This window comes from Flavobacterium sp. Leaf82, from assembly GCF_001422725.1.
Taxonomy (GTDB): Bacteria; Bacteroidota; Bacteroidia; order Flavobacteriales; family Flavobacteriaceae; genus Flavobacterium.
Window position 1 is genome coordinate 161,861 of the sequence record NZ_LMMA01000006.1, and the last position, 19,698, is coordinate 181,558.

Below are 19,698 nucleotides of genomic sequence, written 5' to 3' on the forward strand. Positions count from 1 at the left end.
TTATTCGATTAAACGAACAACCAATTAACCTTGTAAACTTTACTTTCCTAATTGATTTAAAATTTCTTTTACTGTTTCCATATCATCAAAATGGTTTCGAACACCATTTATTTCCTGATACGTTTCATGACCTTTACCGGCAATTAGAATAATATCATTTGGCTGAGCCAATTGACAAGCAGTTTTTATTGCCTGTTTTCTATCGGTAATTCTCAATATCTTTTTATAATTATGAGCTTCAACGCCTTTTTCCATTTCATCTAAAATCACTTCAGGATCTTCGTTTCTAGGATTATCAGATGTTAAAATTGCTTTATCACTAAGATCTGTAGCAATTTTAGCCATAACCGGTCTCTTTGTTTTATCCCTGTTTCCACCGCAACCAACAACAGTAATTAGTTGCTCATTTTTAGTACGGATATCATTTATTGTCTTTAACACATTGTCTAATGCATCAGGCGTGTGCGCATAATCTACAATGGCAGTAATATTTCCTGTTGAAACAATGTATTGAAAACGCCCTGAAACACTTTCTAAATCAGACAGCAAACGCAAAGCCTCCAGACTATCCATCCCAAGTTCTATTGCAGTTCCGTAAATTGCCAAAACATTGTAAGCATTAAAAGTCCCGATAAGTTTTACCCAAACTTCATTTTCATTAACCTTTAACAACAAACCAGATAATTGACTTTCTAATATTGTCGCTTTAAAATCAGCATAAGACTTTAAGGCGTATGTAAATTTTCTGGCAACTGTGTTTTGCAACATTACCGGTCCGTTTTTATCATCGATATTTGATAACGCAAAAGCCGTTTTTGGCAACGAATCAAAAAATGATTTTTTTACATCTCTGTATTCTGCAAACGTTGGATGATAATCTAAATGGTCGTGTGACAAATTCGTAAAAACTCCCCCAACAAAATGCAAGGCTTCTGTACGTTTCTGGTGAATTCCGTGTGAACTCACTTCCATAAAACAATGCGTTACTCCGGCTTCGATCATTTCATTTAAATAATGATTGATTGTAATTGAATCCGGCGTAGTATGTGTTGCTTTATATTCCGTTTCATCCACCATGATTTTTACAGTTGACAATAAACCAACTTTAAAACCTGCTTTTTGAAACAACTGAAACAATAATGACGCAATAGTTGTTTTTCCGTTTGTGCCTGTAACGCCAACTAATTTTAATTTTTCAGAAGGATTTCCAAAATAATTAGCCGCCATAAAAGCCAAAGCCGTATTGGTATCTTTTACTTTAATATAAGTAATTCCTTTTTCGATATTCTCCGGCAATGCGTCACAAATAACAGCAACTGCACCTAACTGAATGGCTTTTTCTATATAATCATGCCCATCAGAAAGTGATCCGCGTATTGCCACAAAAACATCATTTTCTTCAATTTTTCTTGAATCAAAATCAATTTTATGAATACCAATTTCTGTTGAACCTGTTACAGATTCAATAGCTACTTTATATAATATGTCTTTTAGTACTTTCACGATAATTCTAATACTATTGTTGTGTTTTTACTAATATTTTCTCCAGCCTGTAAAGACTGTTTTTTTACTTTTCCCACTCCGTTTACTTTTACTTTCAAGCCTAAATTTTCCAGTAAAGCAATTGCATCCATTCCCGGCATTCCTTTTAAATCCGGAATTTGATTTGATTTTTTATTCGCTTCTGCCGTATATTTATTATAACTGTCATCTTGTTTTGGAATTCTTGAATCCAGTTTTTTAATTTTATTGGTAGAAGGTGCATCTGTAAATATTTTTTGGGCAATTCGTTTAAAAACCGGTCCCGCAACATCTGCTCCGTAATAATTGTTTTTTGCTGTATTAGGTTTATGAACCACTACAATACAAGAATATTTAGGATGATCTGCCGGGAAATAACCCACAAAAGAAGATGCATAATACAATGCCGACTTTCCTTCTTTTCCTCCGTAATTTACCTGAGCTGTTCCTGTTTTACCAGCCATCGAAAAATCTTTCGAATACAACTTTGATCCTGTCCCTTTTTTAACCACATTAAGCAATACTGCTCTTAATTTTTTAATGGTTTCCGGCGAACATACTTTTGGATTAATCACTTCAACATCAAACTTCTTGATGGTTTTGTTCCATTCTTTAATTTCAGAAACAAACTGAGGTTTTACCATTACACCATTATTAGCAACTGAATTGTAAAATGCCAGCGTTTGCATTGGTGTCACCGAAACTCCGTAACCAAAAGCCATCCACGGAAGTGAAACTCCTGACCAGTGTTTGCCTCCGGGTTGTGGTATATAAGGTCTTCCTTCTCCTTTAAAATGCAATCCTAATGGTTTATCTAATCCATAACTTTTAATGTGATTTACAAACTTGGATGGATTATTTTTATAAGCTTCATAAACCGCCTGAACCATTACCGTATTTGACGAAAGTTCAAAACCTCGTGCTAACGAAACTTTTCCATAACCTCCTCTGTGCGAATCAGTAACAGAACGTCCATAATATTTTACTTGTCCGTTGTGACTATCGTAAACCGCACTTGTATCTGCTACTTTATCATCTAAAATAGCCATTAAATCGACTAATTTAAAAGTAGATCCCGGCTCATGAGATTCAGCTACAGCATAATTTGTAGTTTCATAATACGACCCGTCTTCTGCTCTTCCTAAATTCGAAATGGCTTTTACATGACCTGTTTCAGTTTCCATCACAACCACACAACCGTGATCAGCTTCATATTCTTCTAACTGTTTCAACAAAGCGTGGTGCGCAATATCCTGAATAAAAACATCTATTGTCGAAATAACATCAAAACCATCCTGAGGATCAACTTCATTGACATCGCGAATAGGTTTCCATTGTCCTTTTGCAATTTTTTGCTTTAATATTTTACCGTCTTTTCCGTTCAGGTAATTTTTAAAAGCCCACTCGATTCCCTTACCTACTTCTACTCCTGTTGCAGGATCAATACGATCGTAACCAATTGTTCTTTCGGCAATTTTTCCTATCGGATGTTTCCTAACCGTTTCCTGCTCGATAATAATTCCACCTTTGAAAGCACCTAAATTGAATAATGGAAATCCTTTTATCTTTACATATTCCGTATAACTCAAATTACGGGCTATCAAATAGTAACGATTTTTATTCTCTCTGGCTTTTCTTAATTCTTTTTCATAATAACCTCCCGGTCTGTCCAGAACTGTTGCCAATGAATCTGACAATGATTTTACATATTTCTCAAAAGTTTCTGTTTTTGGTGCTTTAGCATCAAATCGAATCTCATAATTAGGGATTGATGTTGCCAGTAAACTTCCGTCAGCAGAATAGATGTTTCCTTTATTTGCCGGAATTACAAAATTTCTAACTGTACGTTGTTTCGCCAGTTTTCTATAATAATCTCCTTCAACCCATTGAATATTGGTTAACTTAACAACAATAGCAATTGCCATCAAAAAGATGAAAACTGCTACGAGGTAAATTCTGTAGGATATATTTTTATCGTCTACTGCCATATTCTTTTAAAGAAATTTTTCTCTTCTTCTTTTTTAACTTCTATTTTCACCGGAGGAACTGTCGACGGAAAAATCTGTTTTTCAAGCATTTTATCCGATATCGTTGATTCCATCTTCAACTTCATTAATTCTGAACGACGATCTACAAACTCAGATCGCAATTCTTTTACTTCATTATTCAGTTTTGCTATTTCAAAAACCTTTTGTTCGTATCGTTGTGTATTGGCAATCATCAAAATAGCGAGCAGAATTATAAAAACAATGAATCTCCAGTTTTTCACTGCATCATCGTTTAAAAGAAACCTTGCTTTTAATATGCCAAATACTCCTCCACTTTTCATTTTTCTCTACCTTATATTATATCTTCTCGGCTATTCTTAATTTTGCACTTCTTGCTCTGTTGTTTATCTTAATCTCAGCGTCGTCCGGAACAATCAATTTTCCTATTGTTTTATAAGGAACAGAAAAGTTTCCGTAAAAATCTCTCTCAGGCTCCCCTTCAAACATTCCGTTTTTAATAAACCTCTTAACTAATCTGTCTTCCAGAGAATGATAAGAGATTACAGAGAATCTTCCGCCCGGATTAAGAATTTCAAGAGACTGCTCGATAAATTCTTTCAAAACATCCATTTCCTGATTTACCTCGATACGAATCGCCTGATAGATCTGAGCTAATATTTTGTTTTTAACTCTTTCAGGTAAATATTTCGCTAAAACATCTTTCAGGTCATCTGTAGTTTTAATAGGCTGATGCTCTCTTGCCTCTACAATTGTTCTTGCTAAAAGCGGTGCGTTTTTCAACTCCCCATAATCAAAAAAAACACGACGTAAATCCTGTTCTTCATATTCGTTAACCACACGGTAAGCATTTAAATCATTTTTCTGACTCATCCGCATATCCAGTTCGGCATCAAATCTTGTAGAGAAACCTCTTTCCGGAACATCAAACTGATGCGATGAAACACCTAAATCAGCCAAAATCCCGTCTACACTTTTAACACCATGAAAACGAAGAAATCTTTTTATAAATCTAAAGTTCTCATTAATTAAGGTAAACCGTTCATCCGGCAACGCATTTGCAAGAGCATCTTCATCCTGATCAAAAGCAAATAATTTTCCGTTTGGACCCAATCGTCTCAAAATTTCTTTTGAATGACCACCGCCACCAAACGTAACATCTACATAAACGCCATCTGGTTTAATATTTAAACCATCAACTGTAGGATGAAGCAAAACCGGATTATGATATTCCATTGTCGTCGTCATTAATATTTCCCATTACTTCTTCGGCCAGATCTGCAAAATCCATATCTTCGCCGCTTATTGATTTTTCATATAAATCTTTATCCCAAATCTCCACAATATTAACCGCAGATGAAAAAACCACATCTTTAGAAATACTTGAAAAAGCTACCAAATCCTTCGGAACCAATAATCTTCCTAATGCATCAATCTCTACCACTTTTACACCGGCAGTAAATCTTCTGATGAAATCATTGTTCTTTTTTACAAAACGATTTAGCTTGTTGATTTTTTGCATCATCAAGTCCCACTCTTCCATTGGATACAATTCTAAACACGGTTGAAAAACAGAGCGCTTCAAAACGAATCCGTTTTGAAGAGAAGAAGCCAATTGCTTTTTTAAGGGTGCAGGCATCATTACCCTCCCTTTAGCATCGACTTTACACTCATATGTTCCAACAATTGTGTTCAAGAAAAATACTTTAATATGTTATACAGCAAAAATATAAAAAATATTACCACATTTTACCACTAAATACCACTTTGTTAATAAGTTTAACCACTTTCCTACCACCTTCCTTAATTTATGGACAATCAATACTTTAGATAATAATTAGCTGATCGACAATAACAGTTAGAGATCAAAAAAATTATGCACTATATTTCTTAAAAAATTAGTTATAATGCATTTTTCTTAACATTTAGGAAACACTCGAAAAACACCCATAAAACCTGATTTTTAATCAGTTAGAAGTTCGACAAAAATTATCTAGTTAAAAAACGGTAGCAAAAATTCATTTTTATTTATTAAACCCTATATTTGTCCAAATTGAAATTGGCATTAAATTAAATGGACAAACACTACAAAAAAGAAGGCAAATACAGCTATTATGAAGCTGGAGAAGGAACTCCTATCGTGATTTTACATGGCTTAATGGGAGGCCTTAGTAACTTTGATGCTGTAGCAGAATATTTCCCAACGAAAGGATACAAAGTTGTTATCCCGGATTTGCCAATATACACCCAAAGTATTTTAAAAACCAATGTAAAAAGCTTTGCTAAATACGTTAAAGACTTTATCACTTTTAAAGGCTTTGACAAAGTTATTTTGCTAGGTAATTCTCTTGGAGGACATATCGCTCTTTATCATACAAAACTATATCCTGAAAAAGTAGCAGGGCTTGTAATCACCGGAAGTTCTGGCCTTTATGAAAGCGCTATGGGAGACAGTTACCCAAAAAGAGGTGATTATGAATACATCAAAAAGAAAGCTGAAGATGTATTTTATGATCCTGCAATAGCAACTCCGGAACTTATTGATGAAGTTTATGCAACGGTTAACGATCGTATAAAACTGATCAAAACCCTAACGATTGCAAAAAGCGCAATTCGTCATAATATGGCTAAAGATCTACCTAAAATGACAGCGGAAACGTGTATCATTTGGGGTAAAAATGACGCTGTAACTCCGCCAAATGTTGCTGAAGAATTTGATAAATTATTGCCTAATTCAACTTTGTATTGGATAGACAAATGTGGGCACGCTGCTATGATGGAACATCCTGAAGAATTTAATAAAATTCTTGAAGAATGGCTCGTTAAAAAGAATTTGTAGCATCTAACTTTCGACTTTAGGAGGTCTTAAACACAAAAAACATGAAAATTAATACCGCCGAATTTATTATCAGTAATTCTGAAGTTGCAAAATGTCCTGCGGACTTTTTGCCGGAATATGCTTTTATCGGCCGCTCAAACGTAGGTAAGTCATCGTTGATTAACATGCTTACCAATCATAAAAATTTAGCCAAAACATCAGGAAGACCCGGAAAAACACAGTTAATTAATCACTTTAAGATTAACAACAATTGGTTTCTGGTCGATTTACCTGGTTATGGTTATGCCAAAGTATCTAAAAAAACAAAATCAGTTTTTCAGCAATTCATTACAGATTATTTTGAAACCAGAGAGCAATTAGTTTGCGCTTTTGTTTTAATCGATATTCGTCATGAAGCACAAGCCATTGATATTGAATTCATGTCGTACATGGGAGAAAGCGAAATTCCGTTTTGCATTATTTTTACTAAAGCAGACAAAATTAGCAAGACAAAAATCGATTCGCATATTGCCGCATACAAAAAGCAAATGTTTGCCAATAACTGGGAAGAAATGCCTCATTATTTCGTGACTTCTGCTACAGAACAAACAGGAAAAGATGAAGTTTTAAATTATATAGACGAAGTGAATCAGGAAGTTTTTAAAAACAACTCTGAGTTTTAAAACATAAATTCCAATTTTTAAACATAAGAAACCCGACAGATTTTAAAAACCTGTCGGGTTTACTATTTGTAGTTATTTATGATTTCGAAAGAGAAAAATTCATTAGAAATTTCATTCTAAACGCGACAATTTTTATCGAATTGCGCGTGTGATTTTTCCTCTGTCGAAATGACAAATGAAATTTAATTATTTAGTCAATTCTAATTTCTCTGCAAAATAATCACAGAAATCTTTCATTGTATCGGACATTTTTTCGTCGTCTGTTGCACGCTTAAATGTATCTGACATTGCTACTAATGTTTGATGAAAGAAAATTTTCATTTCATCGACAGGCATATCTTTCGTCCATAAATCAATTCGCATCGTTTCTTTGGCTTTACTATCCCAAATAGACAACATAATTGCTTTTGCTTCTTCTGCTTGAACTCCACCATCTTGCGCGCTCCATGTTAATTTTTCAGGAACACGGTTTTCGTCTAATTCTATATTGAATCTAATTTCTGAGTTTATTGTATCTGACATTATTTCTTAGGTTTATATTTTGATTTTTCGAAAATTTCTTTTGCATTTATTTTTAATAATTCCGGCAATGTTACATTAGAATTATTCTTCATGTAAGATCGCACCATTTGCCATCCCAGCCAAGCACCAATTCGTCCCGGAGAATCGTTATCTATTTCTAAGTAAAATTTAGAAAACGGAGCAGGCACTATAAATCGTGTTGTTAATTTGGGATCATCGCTGTACAGCATTTCATTTTCGATAAAAAAGCGCCACATATATGCTTCATTTTCCTGACACCATTTTATTTGTTCCGGCGTATAGCCCATTTTTTCATCATCTGTATAATCAGGCAAAAGCAAATCTTTTGCATATAATTGCTTTCCTTCGAAAATCATTTGGGAAATTAAATTTTTATCCTGAAAAGCCGGAATATTTCTGTAAGCAAAACTAGAAACCACATCCGGCATTATTTGTTTCTCTTCAAAATTTTGTTTTAAATAATTTGGAAACTGATAAAACTTATGTTCTTTTCCTAGATATAATTCCAAAGCAACAATAACAAGACTGTCAGCATAAATCGCTTTTGCATTATAATCCATTTCACCAATAACAGTAATTACTTTTGGCGTTTTAGTTTTTGGAAAATAATATTTCACATGCTGAAACAACTTATTGAATTCCAGGCGTACCGGTTCAAAATTTGAGTATTTTTTTTGCACTTCACTATATACTTCTTTCCAAAGCGGATCCTGCATTTTTTTTAGCCAGATGTTATCGTCATTCACTACCGGAAAAAAGAAAGGATATTGTTTTTTTACTTTAGCTAAATCTTCTGGTTTTGTCTCAAAAAACACCTTATCAAAACGTTCAACTTTAATATCAACAGGGATTTCTTCGACTTCTTTTTCTACTTTGGTTTTTTGATCACAGGACAAAAAAAACAAGCACAGAACCACTACAAAGCGATAAATTTTCATTTTATTTTAATTAGATTTGTGTTGCTGGATTTTAAGTAAATACATACTTAAAAATAATTCTGCAAATATACATCCCTGCATCTTAAAACTTGAACTATTATGGCTAAAAAAAGTACCATTCAAACAGAAAAAGCAAATAATCACATTGTAGAGTGGTTAAAAAATTATGCTACCAATGCAAAAGTAAATGGTTTTGTAATTGGAATTTCCGGCGGAGTTGACTCTGCAGTGACTTCAACACTGTGCGCACAAACCGGTTTACAGGTTTTATGTGTAGAAATGCCTATTCATCAAGCACCAAATCAAGTTTCAAGAGGGAGAGAGCATATTGAACAATTAAAAAAGCGTTTTCCGAACGTTTCGAATGTAGAAACAGATTTAACTGACACTTTTGAAGCTTTTAAGAGCGCAGTGCCAATATCAAAAGATTCAACAAAAGTTAATTTATCGTTAGCCAATACTCGTGCACGCCTGAGAATGACCTCTTTATATTATTTAGCAGGAATTCATGGGCTTTTAGTGGCGGGAACTGGAAATAAGGTAGAAGATTTTGGTGTAGGATTTTATACTAAATATGGAGACGGAGGAGTAGATCTAAGTCCAATTGCCGACTTAATGAAATCTGACGTATATGCTCTGGGAGCCTTTTTAACAATTCCTGAATCAATTTTAACAGCTGCTCCAACTGATGGATTATTTGGCGATAATCGTACAGATGAAGACCAATTAGGAGCTAGTTATGATGAACTTGAATGGGCGATGTTGGCCGCGGAGTCAGGAAATACGCCAGCTGATTTCACCGGAAGAGAAAAAACTGTCTTTGAAATTTATAATCGTTTAAACACCAGCAACAAGCATAAAATGGATCCAATTCCGGTTTGTTTAATACCAAAAACGTTAAAATAAAACATTTTAACATTTGTCTGCAATTAATTACAGAATTTATTTATTAATTTTACAGTTCCAAAAACATGAACAATTCTAAAAAAGGTAAAAATTATGATTAAAGTATGTCTTGCAGACAATCATCCTGTGACTCACTTTGGCGTTAAGTCTTATTTCAAAGACCACGATCAAATTTCAATTGTTGCCAACGTAGGCAATTTTTCAATGGTTAGAGATATCCTTCAAACGAAGGAAATCGATATCCTAATTCTCGATCTAGAGCTGGAAGGTCTCTCAAGTATCTTCGAGGTCAAGTCGATCCTGAAAAATTTCCCGAAAACAAAAATTGTAATTTTTAGTGACCTCGCTGAACAAATGTATGCTCCAAATGCAATTAAAGCAGGAGTTTCCGGGTATGTGCACAAAACAGAAAAACTTGAAACTTTAGGTCTTTCTATTATTAAAGTACACGAAGGAAAAATTATCATCAATGAAACGGTACGTAAAAACATGGCACTTATTGCTAAACAAAGCAAAAGCGAACGTTTGTACAGAAAACTTTCAAATCGTGAGATCGAAGTTTTACGTTACTTAAGTGATGGTAAGAAAAACAATGAAATCTCTAAAATCTTAAATCTGAACGAAAAAACGATCAGTACTTACAAATTAAGATTATTGACTAAATTAAATGTTACTAATTTAGTTGACTTAGTTAACAAAGCGAAGACTTTAGAAATTATTTAATGGTACCTCGACATTACTCTTCCTAGTTTTTTCGAGAATGCATTAACTAATTTTGAGTAATCGACGACCATAGACAAAAGCTCTGTATTATCTGAATTTTCAGGTTGTATAGAGCTTTTTAATTCCTCGATGATTTTACCAACCAGAAACCAGCGCATAGACATAATCGTTTCTGTAACATATTGCGCAATTGTTTCGTGTTTCATCTTCGAAAAAATGTTCTGCCCTTCCCAATCGTGAAGTGTCAAGCGTTCATCTTCCATTAAAATATCAGTAACTTCCTGAGCAAAATCAGGCTCTAAACGCATTAGATATTGTTCGAGACTGAATTTTTCATTTTGATTATAAAAGCCAATTAAGTCTGTAAAGATATCTCGGAACAAATTATTAGAAAGTTCTACCTCATCTTCCTGCAAACTCAAATAAATACGCTCATAGACTTTGTATGCTCTCATTTCTGAAACCATAACAACTTCACCTTCATCGTTATTTTTTAAAAGTACATCTTCAAATTCTTCTGTTTTATCTCCATAAAGCAATAAAATCTCAATTACTTTTCTTTCTAAACGATAAAGGATATCTACTTTTTCTGCAGGCTCTCCTACTGGATATCCCGGTTCTCCAGGATAATCATCCGGCGGTCCATTTCTTGGATCTTCAGGATCTCCTCCTGAATAACCTGTATTTTTTGGATTTTGGTTTCTAAAAACTTCAAAAGGTTTTTGTTCCTGTTTCTGCTTTTTATTAACCTCTGCAAGATCTTTTTGAATTAATTGTGCTAAAGTACTCGTAAGTACCTGTTCAGAAATATCCATGATTCTGGCACATTCCTGAATATAAATCTCTCTTTGAATACGATCCGGTATTTTTGAAATACTATTAACCATATCCCGAATCAGATCGGCTTTTTTTATAGGGTCATTTTTAGCATCTTTCATCAAGAGCGATGCTTTAAACTGTATAAAATCTTTACTATTTTCTTCTAAATAAGCAACAAGATCATCTTGCGAAGTTTTTCGTGCAAAACTGTCCGGATCCTCTCCGTCAGGAAAAGCACAAACCCTTACGTTCATTCCTTCTTCCAGAATCAAATCGATTCCTCGAACAGAAGCACGCAATCCTGCTGCATCTCCGTCAAAAAGAACCGTTATGTTTTTTGTTAATCTATTTACTAAACGAATCTGATCGGGCGTTAAAGCTGTCCCGGAAGAAGCCACAACATTCTCGATTCCTGCCTGATTAAACTGAATTACATCTGTATAACCCTCAACCAGATAGCAATTGTTTAATTTAGCGATAGATTGTTTTGCCTGAAAAATACCGTAAAGCACTTTACTTTTATGGTAAATATCACTTTCTGGCGAGTTTAAATATTTCGCTGCTTTTTTATCATTCGTTAATATACGTCCTCCAAAACCCAGAACACGTCCGGACATACTTTCTATCGGGAACATTACACGACCTTTAAAGCGGTCAAAAGGACGATCTTCTCTTGCGATTGTCAAACCTGTACTTTCCAGAAATTCTAACTTATAGCCTTTACCCAAAGCTTCTTTTGTAAGTGCATCCCAGGTTTCGGGTGAATATCCTAAACTAAATTTTTTGATTGTTTCATTGGTAAAACCTCTTTCTTTAAAATACGAAAGTCCAATTGCTTTTCCTTCTTCTGAATTTAAAAGTGTTTTATGAAAATATTCCTTTGCAAATTCTGAAACCAAATACATACTTTCGCGGACATCCGTCATCGCTTTTTCGGCATCTGTTTGTTCCGTTTCTTCAATCTCAATATTATATTTTCTCGCCAGGTATCGAATGGCTTCGGGATAGGTAAATTGCGAATGCTCCATCAAAAACTTGACAGAATTCCCTCCTTTTCCTGTACTAAAATCTTTCCAGATTCCTTTTGCAGGAGAAACCATGAACGACGGAGAGCGCTCATCCGAGAACGGACTTAAGCCTTTGAAATTACTTCCGGCGCGTTTTAAATTGACAAAATCACCAATAACCTCCTCTACACGAGCAGTTTCAAAAACAGTATCAATTGTATTTTGTGAAATCAAAACGTAAAATATTTTTAAAGTTGAGAGCCTGCAAAAGTACACAAATCAATCCTGAAATCTGACGATTTAACACAAAAAAAGTGCCTCTCGCGAAGCACTTTTTCTACTAACTAATCAATTGCATTATTAATTTAAATCAAAACGTAATCCTAATGAAATATTATTTTCTTTTACGACATTATCCTGAAACAGCGGATTTAAATCATACTTGGCATATAAACTAAATTCTTTGTAACCTATATAAGAACTCAATCCGTAAATAAAATTATTTACATTATAATCTCCTTTTATCGTTGTTTTATAATCTAAATCGTCCTGATCGTATTTTAGGATTTGTTTTGATTTTACGTTGATTCCTGCATAACCTCCAATCCCGAAACGGAAACTTTTATGGGTTTTAAAATAGGTTTTACCATTGCTAACCTGGGGTTTAGAAAAATCAAATTCTAAATGCATAGGCAACACGATATAAACATTTCTAAAACGAGATTCGTCTAAATTTATGGCATTTGTTTGCAAAACGGTTTGGTTACCGTTTACCACAAAATTTCTGTTATCTGTAGGGCGAATGTTATTGTACATTAATGAAAGTCCGTATTTTGCATGTAATAAATTATCGTTTTTCATTAATCTTGAGTTATAGGTAAATCCCCATTCATAAAAATGTGAACCAATAAAACTATAATTAGAATCCTGAAGTTTTCCGTCGACCATCATATTGTTTAACCCCATTGCAAATACAAATTGCGAAGTGGTTCTTTTTTCACCATGAATGGAATCTTTGTCAACATCTCTTCTTTTCCAGCTAAAAATATAAGTGTGCGTAGAATCTTGTTCTTTGATTTTTCCGTCAACTTTTTGCTGTACTAAATCATTCAATTCGTTTTGAGCCAAAGTCACTTTTTCTTCAATGATTATTGCTCTTGCTTCGGCTAATTCTTTTTTGCGTTTGTCAGCTTGTTCCTGAGTTATTTTTCCTTCGGATAATTGAACATTTACTGCTTCAACTTCTTCTTTTAAAATGGCTTTTTCTTCTTTTGTAACTCTCTCTATTTTGTTTGCAATTTTCTTCGCTTTTGATTCAAATGTTTCCTGCCCCAGAACTTTGCTGACAAATAAAAAGATTAAGACTACGAGATAAATGGTAAAATTTTTCATGATTGATTGATGATTTTTTTAATGATTAATGATTAATTGTTGATTGTTGATTGTTGATTGTTTACTCTCTTTTCTTTGTTCTTTACTCTTTCTTCTATACTCTTTTTTCTTCTTACTCCTGTTGATTTCGATTTGCCAAAGCCACTTTTACCGTTTGATAATTTTTATTGACTTTTGTAATCATTTTTTCTCTAAACGAAAGTTCTAATTCGCCATCTACCTGATTAAGTAAATCATTAGCATTGATTTTTACTTTTGATTTTGGTTTTACTAAATTCTCAGCAACAACTTTTTTTTCTGCTGATTCTAATAACTGATCTGCATTTTCTGTTTTAGAAGTTTCAGCAATTGAAACCTGAGTATTGATTGATTGTTTTTCTGGATTGTTTTTCTTGATGATTGAAGACTCCGCTATTTGATTTGATTCATTTTTAATGGTTTTATTCGGTTTTAGATTAAGATTTTCTTTCTTGTTTACTGCATTTTGAACTGAAGGTTTTTCTGAAATTGCAACTTCTGTTTTTACAGAATCCACTCTATTAACAGTAGGTTCTACAATTGGTTTTACCAGAGAATCTTTATTTTCATTCTCTTTTACAACTACTGTATTTTTTGGAGTTTCAGGCAAACTTTCCTTCTGATTAAAAAAGAAAGTTCCAACCAATAAAAACCCTACAATACTGGCAGCTATATACAACCATCGTTTTTTGCTATTTGGCTGTTTCTTTTCAGCAACACTCAACATCGCATCTAATCTGTCCCAGGCTTTGTCACTTGGTTCAATTTTGCGTTGATTTAGTTTTTCACGGAAATCCTTTTCAAAATTATTCGGTTCCATTATCTTGTTTTTTTAAGGTATTAATTTGTGTTTGCAACATTTTTCTGGCGTGCGATAATTGCGATTTTGATGTTCCTTCATTAATTCCTAACATCTTTGCAATTTCATTATGTTTAAATCCTTCAATGGCGTATAAATTAAAAACCATTTTATATCCGTCAGGCAAAGCATCTATCAAAAACTGAATCTGATCTATAGAAAATTGACTGTCAATTGCATTAAAACTTTCTTCGACATATATTTCATCTTCAACAAACTTTACTTTTTTCTGAACTCTTAAATAAGAGATACATTCGTTTACCATAATCCTGCGAATCCAGCCTTCAAAACTTCCTTTATGTTCAAACTTATCTAAGTTGGTAAATACTTTCATAAAAGCCGTTATCATTACATCTTCTGCTAATTGAATGTCTTTTATATATTGTCGGCAAACACTTAACATTTTCGAAGAAAACCTGCTATAAATCTGCTGTTGTGCTTGTCGATTATGCTCGACAGCCAACTTTATAATTTCGGTTTCTTCTTGATGTAAATGAATAATTTTCATTAATAAGCTTTCGGTTTTGGTTTAGTAACGATCTTCTATTAGCATAGACGAGTTAAGTTTTAAAATGGTTGCATCTGAGGTAAAAAAAATCAATAAAAAAGTAAAAAAAACATCAGAAAAAAACATAACACACTGTATTACAGATAAAAAAAAATCGATTTTCAAATTAACTAATTTTCAAATTTGCTAATTATTTTTTTCTTCACTCCGGCAAGTTAATCTAATTCAAGCCGAAAGAAATAAAAAAACCTTGCAATATTAGACATATTGCAAGGTTCCTGAATAAATATTTTTGAAACAGCTGTTGGTTTCTAAATGCTACCAACCGCCGCCTCCACCGCCTCCACCTCCGCCGCCGGAACTTCCGCCACCAGAGCTTCCGCTGCTCCAACTTCCGCTGCTTCCGCTGGAACTGCTTGATGAAGAACCTGATGATGCGGGAGGATTTGGGTTAACTGCTGCTGCATTTACCGAATGCCCAAAAGTCGACAAGAACATTGCCGGTTGCCTGTAAAACGTATCGTCGCCCTGATACCACGACGGATCATATTTTGCTAACTCTAAAACCTCTTCAAATTGTTTCCCCCATTCTATTTCAACTCCTAATGCAATAGCATACGGAAATAATTTTTCGAACAATTGTGGGGTTAGTTCTGGAGGATTCAACATATTCATCCTGTTTTTCTCTGCCGTTTTAAGATAAAGTTTAAACCCTTCAAGTCTATGAATCGCTTCAGCACCTTTTTCTGTATACTTTCCTAATGTCTTGACATAGATTATATACATTATGAAAACAACTCCAATAACAATCATTTGAACGGTGCTTAAAAATGGAATCGACATGAAAAATATTGCTACTGCCGGCGCAAAAATAAAGAAGCCCAAAATAGCTCTTAGAATTAGCAAACCTACACCTGTTTCTTTTTTTGTAAACCAATATGTTAATCCTGAAACGGCAACAATCAAACCGGCATAAAAAACATGATTAATATATCCTTTGTTATTGGCTAATAACTCATAAGTGAGTCCGGCAATTAGAAAAACAGCAAAACCAGTCCATTTTTTTTGAGTATTGTTTTGATAGAATTCCTCTAAATTTATTTGCTTCGTTACTGTTTTAAGCCATTTAGAATATGCTTTTTCAAAAATCTTATAATTAGAATCTTCTACTTTTATTTTCTCTTTTTTCGTAAAACCGCTTACTATATCTGATTCTTCAGGACTTAATCCTTTTGATTGTTTATTTAAGACTTCTATCTCATAGGTCTGTTTATTTTTGAAAACACCATTCTCTAACGCAGACAAAATTTTAATAACACCTTTTACCGAAATATTTATAACAGATGACATATAGGTTTTATCCGTAACTTTTTTGTGATATACATATCCAGTGATTGCAGGAGACCAATCAAAAGGCGGCATGAATTCAGGCATCAATGTTTTTTTAACGGGATCTTTACCGTATTTCTTCCAGCTGAAAAAGAAGAAAAGCGCCATTCCTATTCCGTATATAACAGACCACAAACTTGTTTTTATTTGTTTGTAAAAAGAACTTGTTTCCTGCAAAAAAGTGGGAGGATCAACAATTCCTTTAGCAAATGATGCCGCTACGGTTAAACCTTCTTTTGGTCCAAGCTGTACAGCGGTAAAACTTGCAATAGTATGTTTGTCATTTAAGGAATTGGCACAATTAGAATCTGTAGATCCTGATAATCCGGTATAACAATATAAATTTTTGAATTTATTTTCTGTCGGAAGAGAAATCTGGCAAGTTGCTTTATCTATTGGAAAATTCCAGCCATTTCCGGTTACATTCCAATACAACTCATCATATTGGTCAAAATATCCAATCTGAAACGGAACGGTGTAACTAATTTGATAGTCATATATCCCACTTTCCAAATCGACATCTTTATCTCCTATATAAATCTTCCAGTCACCGGATTCTTCTTTTGTAAAATACTTTTCAGTAGCTCCATCTTTTTTTACTGAGTTTACGGTGTATTTCACATCTATTTGTGTACCGTCTTTATCTTGCCTTGTTAAGGGCAAAACTCTCAAAAGTCCGTGTCTAAACTCATTACCTTCAGCATATATGCCTATATTTTCAGTAACATGAATATCACCGGATTTTTCGATTTGAATCTTGACATCAAAATTTAAAATTCTTTCCTGAGCTTGTGCCTGATAGAACAAAATAGAAAACAGAACAAACAATATTTTTCTTAGCAGCATATATCAATACAATTAAAACTGAACTTTAGGCGTTTCTCTCTGTTTTTCGTCTTCGAGTACAAGGAAGTTTTTCTTTGGAAAACCAAATGAATTCGCAACCAAATTGCCCGGAAAAGATTCTACGGCAATATTGTATTCTCTAACTGTTGCATTATAATATCGTTTTGAACGCTCTACTTCGGTTTCGATTTCACTTAATTCTTCCTGTAAGCTCAAAAAGTTTGTATTGGCTTTTAGATCAGGATAATTTTCTGCCAATGCAAAAATGGTTCCCACTGCATTACCCAATTTCTTGTCTAATTGCAATTTTTCATCTGCATTATTAGCATTTAAGGCTTGATTGCGAAGGTTTACAATATTTACCAGTGTTTCTTTTTCGTGAGTTAAATACCCTTTTACCGTTTCAACCAGATTTGGGATTAGATCAAATCGTTTCTTTAAAATAACATCGATTCCGCTTAAAGCTTCTTCAAGCATATTCCGTTTAGACACAAAACTGTTATAAAGTACTATCAGGTAAACACCTAGAATAACAAAAAGCGAAAGTATTATGAGTAGAATAATCATATTTCATTATTAAATTAAAGTCCAATTTAACAATAAAAATATTAAGAATTGATCGTGAGATTATTTTTTTCTCTCAATTACGTAGTTTACCATTAAAGTCAATGCCGCTTTAAATTCAGAATCAGGAAAATTCTCCAGTAATGAAAGTGCTTCTTGCTGAAATTCTACCATTTTATTTTCGGCGTAAGCCAAACCATTATTATTTTTTACAAAGGCAATTACTTCTTTAACTCGTTTTTTGTCCTTATTATGGTTTTTGATGGAGTTTATCAGCCACTTTTTTTCTTGCGGAGTACACGTATTTAAAACATGAATTAAAGGCAAGGTCATTTTTTGTTCTTTAATATCGATTCCGGTTGGTTTACCAATAGCTTCTTCACTATAATCAAATAAGTCATCTTTGATTTGAAAAGCCATTCCGATAAGTTCTCCAAACTTTCTCATGTTTTCGACCTGAACATCATCTTCAATTACAGATTTTGCACCAAGAGCGCAACAAGCTGCAATAAGTGTTGCGGTTTTCTTTCGGATAATTTCATAGTAAATATCCTCTGTAATATCAAGTCGTCTGGCTTTTTCTATTTGAAGTAATTCTCCCTCGCTCATTTCGCGAACGGCGACAGAAATGATTCTTAATAAATCAAAATCACCATTATCTATAGAAAGCAATAAACCTTTAGACAATAAATAATCCCCCACTAAAACGGCTATTTTATTTTTCCAAAGCGCATTGATCGAGAAAAATCCGCGACGGCGATTACTGTCATCTACCACATCATCGTGAACCAAAGTTGCGGTATGAATAAGTTCGATTACTGAAGCTCCGCGATAGGTTCTTTCGTTTACGATACCACCTGAAACCATTTTTGCGGTTAAAAAAACAAACATCGGACGCATTTGTTTTCCTTTTCGGTTTACGATATAATAGGTAATACGGTTTAGCAATGCAACCTTTGAGGTCATCGATTCATGGAACTTTTTTTCAAAAAGTTCCATTTCGTTAAAGATGGGCTGTTTTATTTGAGAAGTAATATTCATTTCGATCCCAAATATACTATTTTAAATAAAAAAACGTTGTCTATTTTACGTTAGTATATGAATAATTTATATAATAATTAAGAAAACACACCAAAAAACATTATCTGCTTAAAGCCTAATTTGAATTCATTAATTAAAAGTAAAACACCTAAAACTATTTATTATGAAAACAAAATTTTTATTTATTGGACTCTTAGCAGTTTTATCTTTTTTTATTAGTTGTAATTCTGATGAAAAAACAAATGACGGAACAACTGCAGCAATTTCAAACAATGAAATCATTACCACTTCTAAAATTGATGCTTCTATAGAAGATGTAACGAATATTGCTGAAGATCAATTTAACGCACAACAAAATAATACACGGAAACCTGGCGGGCCCATAAAAAACTTTCTGCCAAGTTGTGCTACTATAACAACTGTTTTAACGAATAATACCTGGACAAAAACTGTAGATTTTGGGGTTGAAGGCTGCACACTCGATAACGGAAACACTGTAAAAGGAAAAATGGTGATTTCATTTGCCAATGACTTCTCTGCTTCTACCCAAACAATCAGTTATACTTTTGAGGGATTTTATCATAATGGCAAAAAATTGCAGGGAAGCAAAAGTATTGTTAGAACTGTAAAAACAACCAATTTACTTGCAACAGAACATCCGGTTTTGACGGCAACTATTGATATGACGATTACTTTTGATGACGGTGGCGTTTACACCAGAAAAGGTTCATTAGTAAAAGAAATGGTTGCAGGTTATGATACCTGGTTTAATTGGGAAGACAATGCTTTTTTAATAACCGGAAGCGGGACAACGACTTTTCCTGACGGTAATACTTTGTCTGCCGAAATTACTACGCCTTTGGAATTTGAAGCTTCCTGCAGAAAACCATTTGCCGTAAAAGGAATCGTTTCTGTTACTAAAAATGGAGCTGTTGCGGTTATTGATTTTGGAGACGGAAATTGCGATACTCTTGCCAAAATAACAAAAGACGGAGTAACTGAAGAAATTGACCTGAAAAAATAAGCACTCTTTTTGCCCAAAAAAAGCATTAAAAACAAGAATTATTCTCGTTTTTAATGCTTTTTTATTATTTGAAATTGTTCAGAATGTTTTTTC

General features: G+C 33.6%; 19 protein-coding genes. 5 read left to right on the forward strand and 14 right to left on the reverse strand.

What is annotated here, in order from left to right; translation table 11 throughout:
- Positions 1-39: 39 nt before the first annotated feature.
- From ASF10_RS06790 to ASF10_RS06810, 5 genes are read right to left on the reverse strand one after another with little or no spacing between them, the layout of a single operon-like run.
- On the reverse strand, positions 40-1,503 hold the full coding sequence (locus ASF10_RS06790) for a UDP-N-acetylmuramoyl-L-alanyl-D-glutamate--2,6-diaminopimelate ligase (protein ID WP_056247002.1): 1,464 nt from the start codon (positions 1,501-1,503) through the stop codon (positions 40-42).
- Entirely contained in the window at positions 1,500-3,509 is a 2,010-nt protein-coding gene (locus ASF10_RS06795; RefSeq protein WP_056247004.1) for a penicillin-binding protein, read from the reverse strand. The genes ASF10_RS06790 and ASF10_RS06795 overlap by 4 nt, the downstream gene beginning before the upstream one ends.
- Positions 3,500-3,850 carry an FtsL-like putative cell division protein gene (locus tag ASF10_RS06800; protein ID WP_055094967.1) on the reverse strand — a complete coding sequence of 117 codons (351 nt, stop codon included), beginning with the start codon at positions 3,848-3,850 and terminating at the stop codon, positions 3,500-3,502. Before ASF10_RS06800 ends, ASF10_RS06795 begins: the two co-directional genes overlap by 10 nt.
- Positions 3,851-3,866: 16 nt before the next feature.
- Positions 3,867-4,775 carry a 16S rRNA (cytosine(1402)-N(4))-methyltransferase RsmH gene (gene rsmH / locus ASF10_RS06805; protein ID WP_198529569.1) on the reverse strand — a complete coding sequence of 303 codons (909 nt, stop codon included), beginning with the start codon at positions 4,773-4,775 and terminating at the stop codon, positions 3,867-3,869.
- A complete protein-coding gene (locus ASF10_RS06810; RefSeq protein ID WP_056247005.1) occupies positions 4,750-5,223 on the reverse strand; it encodes a division/cell wall cluster transcriptional repressor MraZ in 474 nt (157 codons plus the stop codon). The genes rsmH and ASF10_RS06810 overlap by 26 nt, the downstream gene beginning before the upstream one ends.
- 378 nt (positions 5,224-5,601) lie before the next feature.
- On the opposite strand from ASF10_RS06810, the gene ASF10_RS06815 reads away from it, so the two are divergent.
- Both ASF10_RS06815 and yihA read left to right on the forward strand, forming a co-directional pair.
- A complete protein-coding gene (locus tag ASF10_RS06815) occupies positions 5,602-6,366 on the forward strand; it encodes an alpha/beta fold hydrolase (RefSeq protein WP_056247006.1) in 765 nt (254 codons plus the stop codon).
- Positions 6,367-6,407: 41 nt separating this feature from the next.
- Complete coding sequence (gene yihA / locus ASF10_RS06820; RefSeq protein WP_056247009.1) at positions 6,408-7,028, forward strand: ribosome biogenesis GTP-binding protein YihA/YsxC; 621 nt, start codon at positions 6,408-6,410, stop codon at positions 7,026-7,028.
- 186 nt (positions 7,029-7,214) lie between these two features.
- Here yihA and gldC read toward each other — a convergent pair whose 3' ends face one another.
- Entirely contained in the window at positions 7,215-7,550 is a 336-nt protein-coding gene (gene gldC / locus ASF10_RS06825) for a gliding motility protein GldC (protein ID WP_029273283.1), read from the reverse strand.
- Complete coding sequence (gene gldB / locus ASF10_RS06830; protein ID WP_056247011.1) at positions 7,550-8,509, reverse strand: gliding motility lipoprotein GldB; 960 nt, start codon at positions 8,507-8,509, stop codon at positions 7,550-7,552. Before gldB ends, gldC begins: the two co-directional genes overlap by 1 nt.
- A gap of 99 nt (positions 8,510-8,608) precedes the next feature.
- On the opposite strand from gldB, the gene nadE reads away from it, so the two are divergent.
- Entirely contained in the window at positions 8,609-9,415 is an 807-nt protein-coding gene (gene nadE / locus ASF10_RS06835; RefSeq protein WP_056247014.1) for an NAD(+) synthase, read from the forward strand.
- A gap of 93 nt (positions 9,416-9,508) precedes the next feature.
- Complete coding sequence (locus ASF10_RS06840) at positions 9,509-10,138, forward strand: response regulator transcription factor (protein WP_026730588.1); 630 nt, start codon at positions 9,509-9,511, stop codon at positions 10,136-10,138.
- Here ASF10_RS06840 and dnaG read toward each other — a convergent pair.
- The 7 genes from dnaG to ASF10_RS06875 all read right to left on the reverse strand — a co-directional run bounded on the left by dnaG (position 10,135) and on the right by ASF10_RS06875 (position 18,581).
- Positions 10,135-12,198, reverse strand: a complete 2,064-nt coding sequence (gene dnaG, locus ASF10_RS06845; protein ID WP_056247016.1) for a DNA primase — start codon at positions 12,196-12,198, stop codon at positions 10,135-10,137. The two genes, ASF10_RS06840 and dnaG, sit on opposite strands and share 4 nt — an antisense overlap.
- Before the next feature lie 126 nt (positions 12,199-12,324).
- Positions 12,325-13,356 carry a hypothetical protein gene (locus ASF10_RS06850; RefSeq protein ID WP_056247018.1) on the reverse strand — a complete coding sequence of 344 codons (1,032 nt, stop codon included), beginning with the start codon at positions 13,354-13,356 and terminating at the stop codon, positions 12,325-12,327.
- Between the two features lie 112 nt (positions 13,357-13,468).
- A complete protein-coding gene (locus tag ASF10_RS06855) occupies positions 13,469-14,194 on the reverse strand; it encodes a hypothetical protein (RefSeq protein WP_056247021.1) in 726 nt (241 codons plus the stop codon).
- Positions 14,181-14,741, reverse strand: coding sequence for an RNA polymerase sigma factor (locus tag ASF10_RS06860; RefSeq protein WP_056247024.1), 561 nt, complete (start codon positions 14,739-14,741; stop codon positions 14,181-14,183). Before ASF10_RS06860 ends, ASF10_RS06855 begins: the two co-directional genes overlap by 14 nt.
- A gap of 318 nt (positions 14,742-15,059) precedes the next feature.
- Positions 15,060-16,976 (reverse strand): DUF2207 domain-containing protein, encoded by a 1,917-nt coding sequence (locus ASF10_RS06865; protein WP_056247026.1) that lies wholly within the window; start codon positions 16,974-16,976, stop codon positions 15,060-15,062.
- Between the two features lie 12 nt (positions 16,977-16,988).
- Entirely contained in the window at positions 16,989-17,543 is a 555-nt protein-coding gene (locus tag ASF10_RS06870) for a LemA family protein (RefSeq protein WP_056247028.1), read from the reverse strand.
- 60 nt (positions 17,544-17,603) lie between these two features.
- On the reverse strand, positions 17,604-18,581 hold the full coding sequence (locus ASF10_RS06875; protein ID WP_056247030.1) for a polyprenyl synthetase family protein: 978 nt from the start codon (positions 18,579-18,581) through the stop codon (positions 17,604-17,606).
- 163 nt (positions 18,582-18,744) lie between these two features.
- Here ASF10_RS06875 and ASF10_RS06880 point away from each other — a divergent pair, with 163 nt between their 5' ends.
- Positions 18,745-19,605: a hypothetical protein gene (locus ASF10_RS06880; protein WP_056247032.1), complete on the forward strand. Its 861-nt coding sequence runs from the start codon at positions 18,745-18,747 to the stop codon at positions 19,603-19,605.
- Positions 19,606-19,698 lie beyond the last annotated feature (93 nt).

Bases quoted from the DNA above. Each gene is read 5' to 3' on its own strand.
- ASF10_RS06880 (WP_056247032.1), top strand. From the start codon at position 18,745: ATGAAAACAAAATTTTTATTTATTGGACTCTTAGCAGTTTTATCTTTT.
- ASF10_RS06855 (WP_056247021.1), bottom strand. From the start codon at position 14,194: ATGGAACCGAATAATTTTGAAAAGGATTTCCGTGAAAAACTAAATCAA.
- ASF10_RS06875 (WP_056247030.1), bottom strand. From the start codon at position 18,581: ATGAATATTACTTCTCAAATAAAACAGCCCATCTTTAACGAAATGGAA.
- ASF10_RS06800 (WP_055094967.1), bottom strand. From the start codon at position 3,850: ATGAAAAGTGGAGGAGTATTTGGCATATTAAAAGCAAGGTTTCTTTTA.
- ASF10_RS06870 (WP_056247028.1), bottom strand. From the start codon at position 17,543: ATGATTATTCTACTCATAATACTTTCGCTTTTTGTTATTCTAGGTGTT.
- ASF10_RS06840 (WP_026730588.1), top strand. From the start codon at position 9,509: ATGATTAAAGTATGTCTTGCAGACAATCATCCTGTGACTCACTTTGGC.
- ASF10_RS06865 (WP_056247026.1), bottom strand. From the start codon at position 16,976: ATGCTGCTAAGAAAAATATTGTTTGTTCTGTTTTCTATTTTGTTCTAT.
- nadE (WP_056247014.1), top strand. From the start codon at position 8,609: ATGGCTAAAAAAAGTACCATTCAAACAGAAAAAGCAAATAATCACATT.
- ASF10_RS06795 (WP_056247004.1), bottom strand. From the start codon at position 3,509: ATGGCAGTAGACGATAAAAATATATCCTACAGAATTTACCTCGTAGCA.
- ASF10_RS06860 (WP_056247024.1), bottom strand. From the start codon at position 14,741: ATGAAAATTATTCATTTACATCAAGAAGAAACCGAAATTATAAAGTTG.
- gldB (WP_056247011.1), bottom strand. From the start codon at position 8,509: ATGAAAATTTATCGCTTTGTAGTGGTTCTGTGCTTGTTTTTTTTGTCC.
- ASF10_RS06850 (WP_056247018.1), bottom strand. From the start codon at position 13,356: ATGAAAAATTTTACCATTTATCTCGTAGTCTTAATCTTTTTATTTGTC.
- gldC (WP_029273283.1), bottom strand. From the start codon at position 7,550: ATGTCAGATACAATAAACTCAGAAATTAGATTCAATATAGAATTAGAC.
- yihA (WP_056247009.1), top strand. From the start codon at position 6,408: ATGAAAATTAATACCGCCGAATTTATTATCAGTAATTCTGAAGTTGCA.
- ASF10_RS06815 (WP_056247006.1), top strand. From the start codon at position 5,602: ATGGACAAACACTACAAAAAAGAAGGCAAATACAGCTATTATGAAGCT.
- rsmH (WP_198529569.1), bottom strand. From the start codon at position 4,775: ATGACGACGACAATGGAATATCATAATCCGGTTTTGCTTCATCCTACA.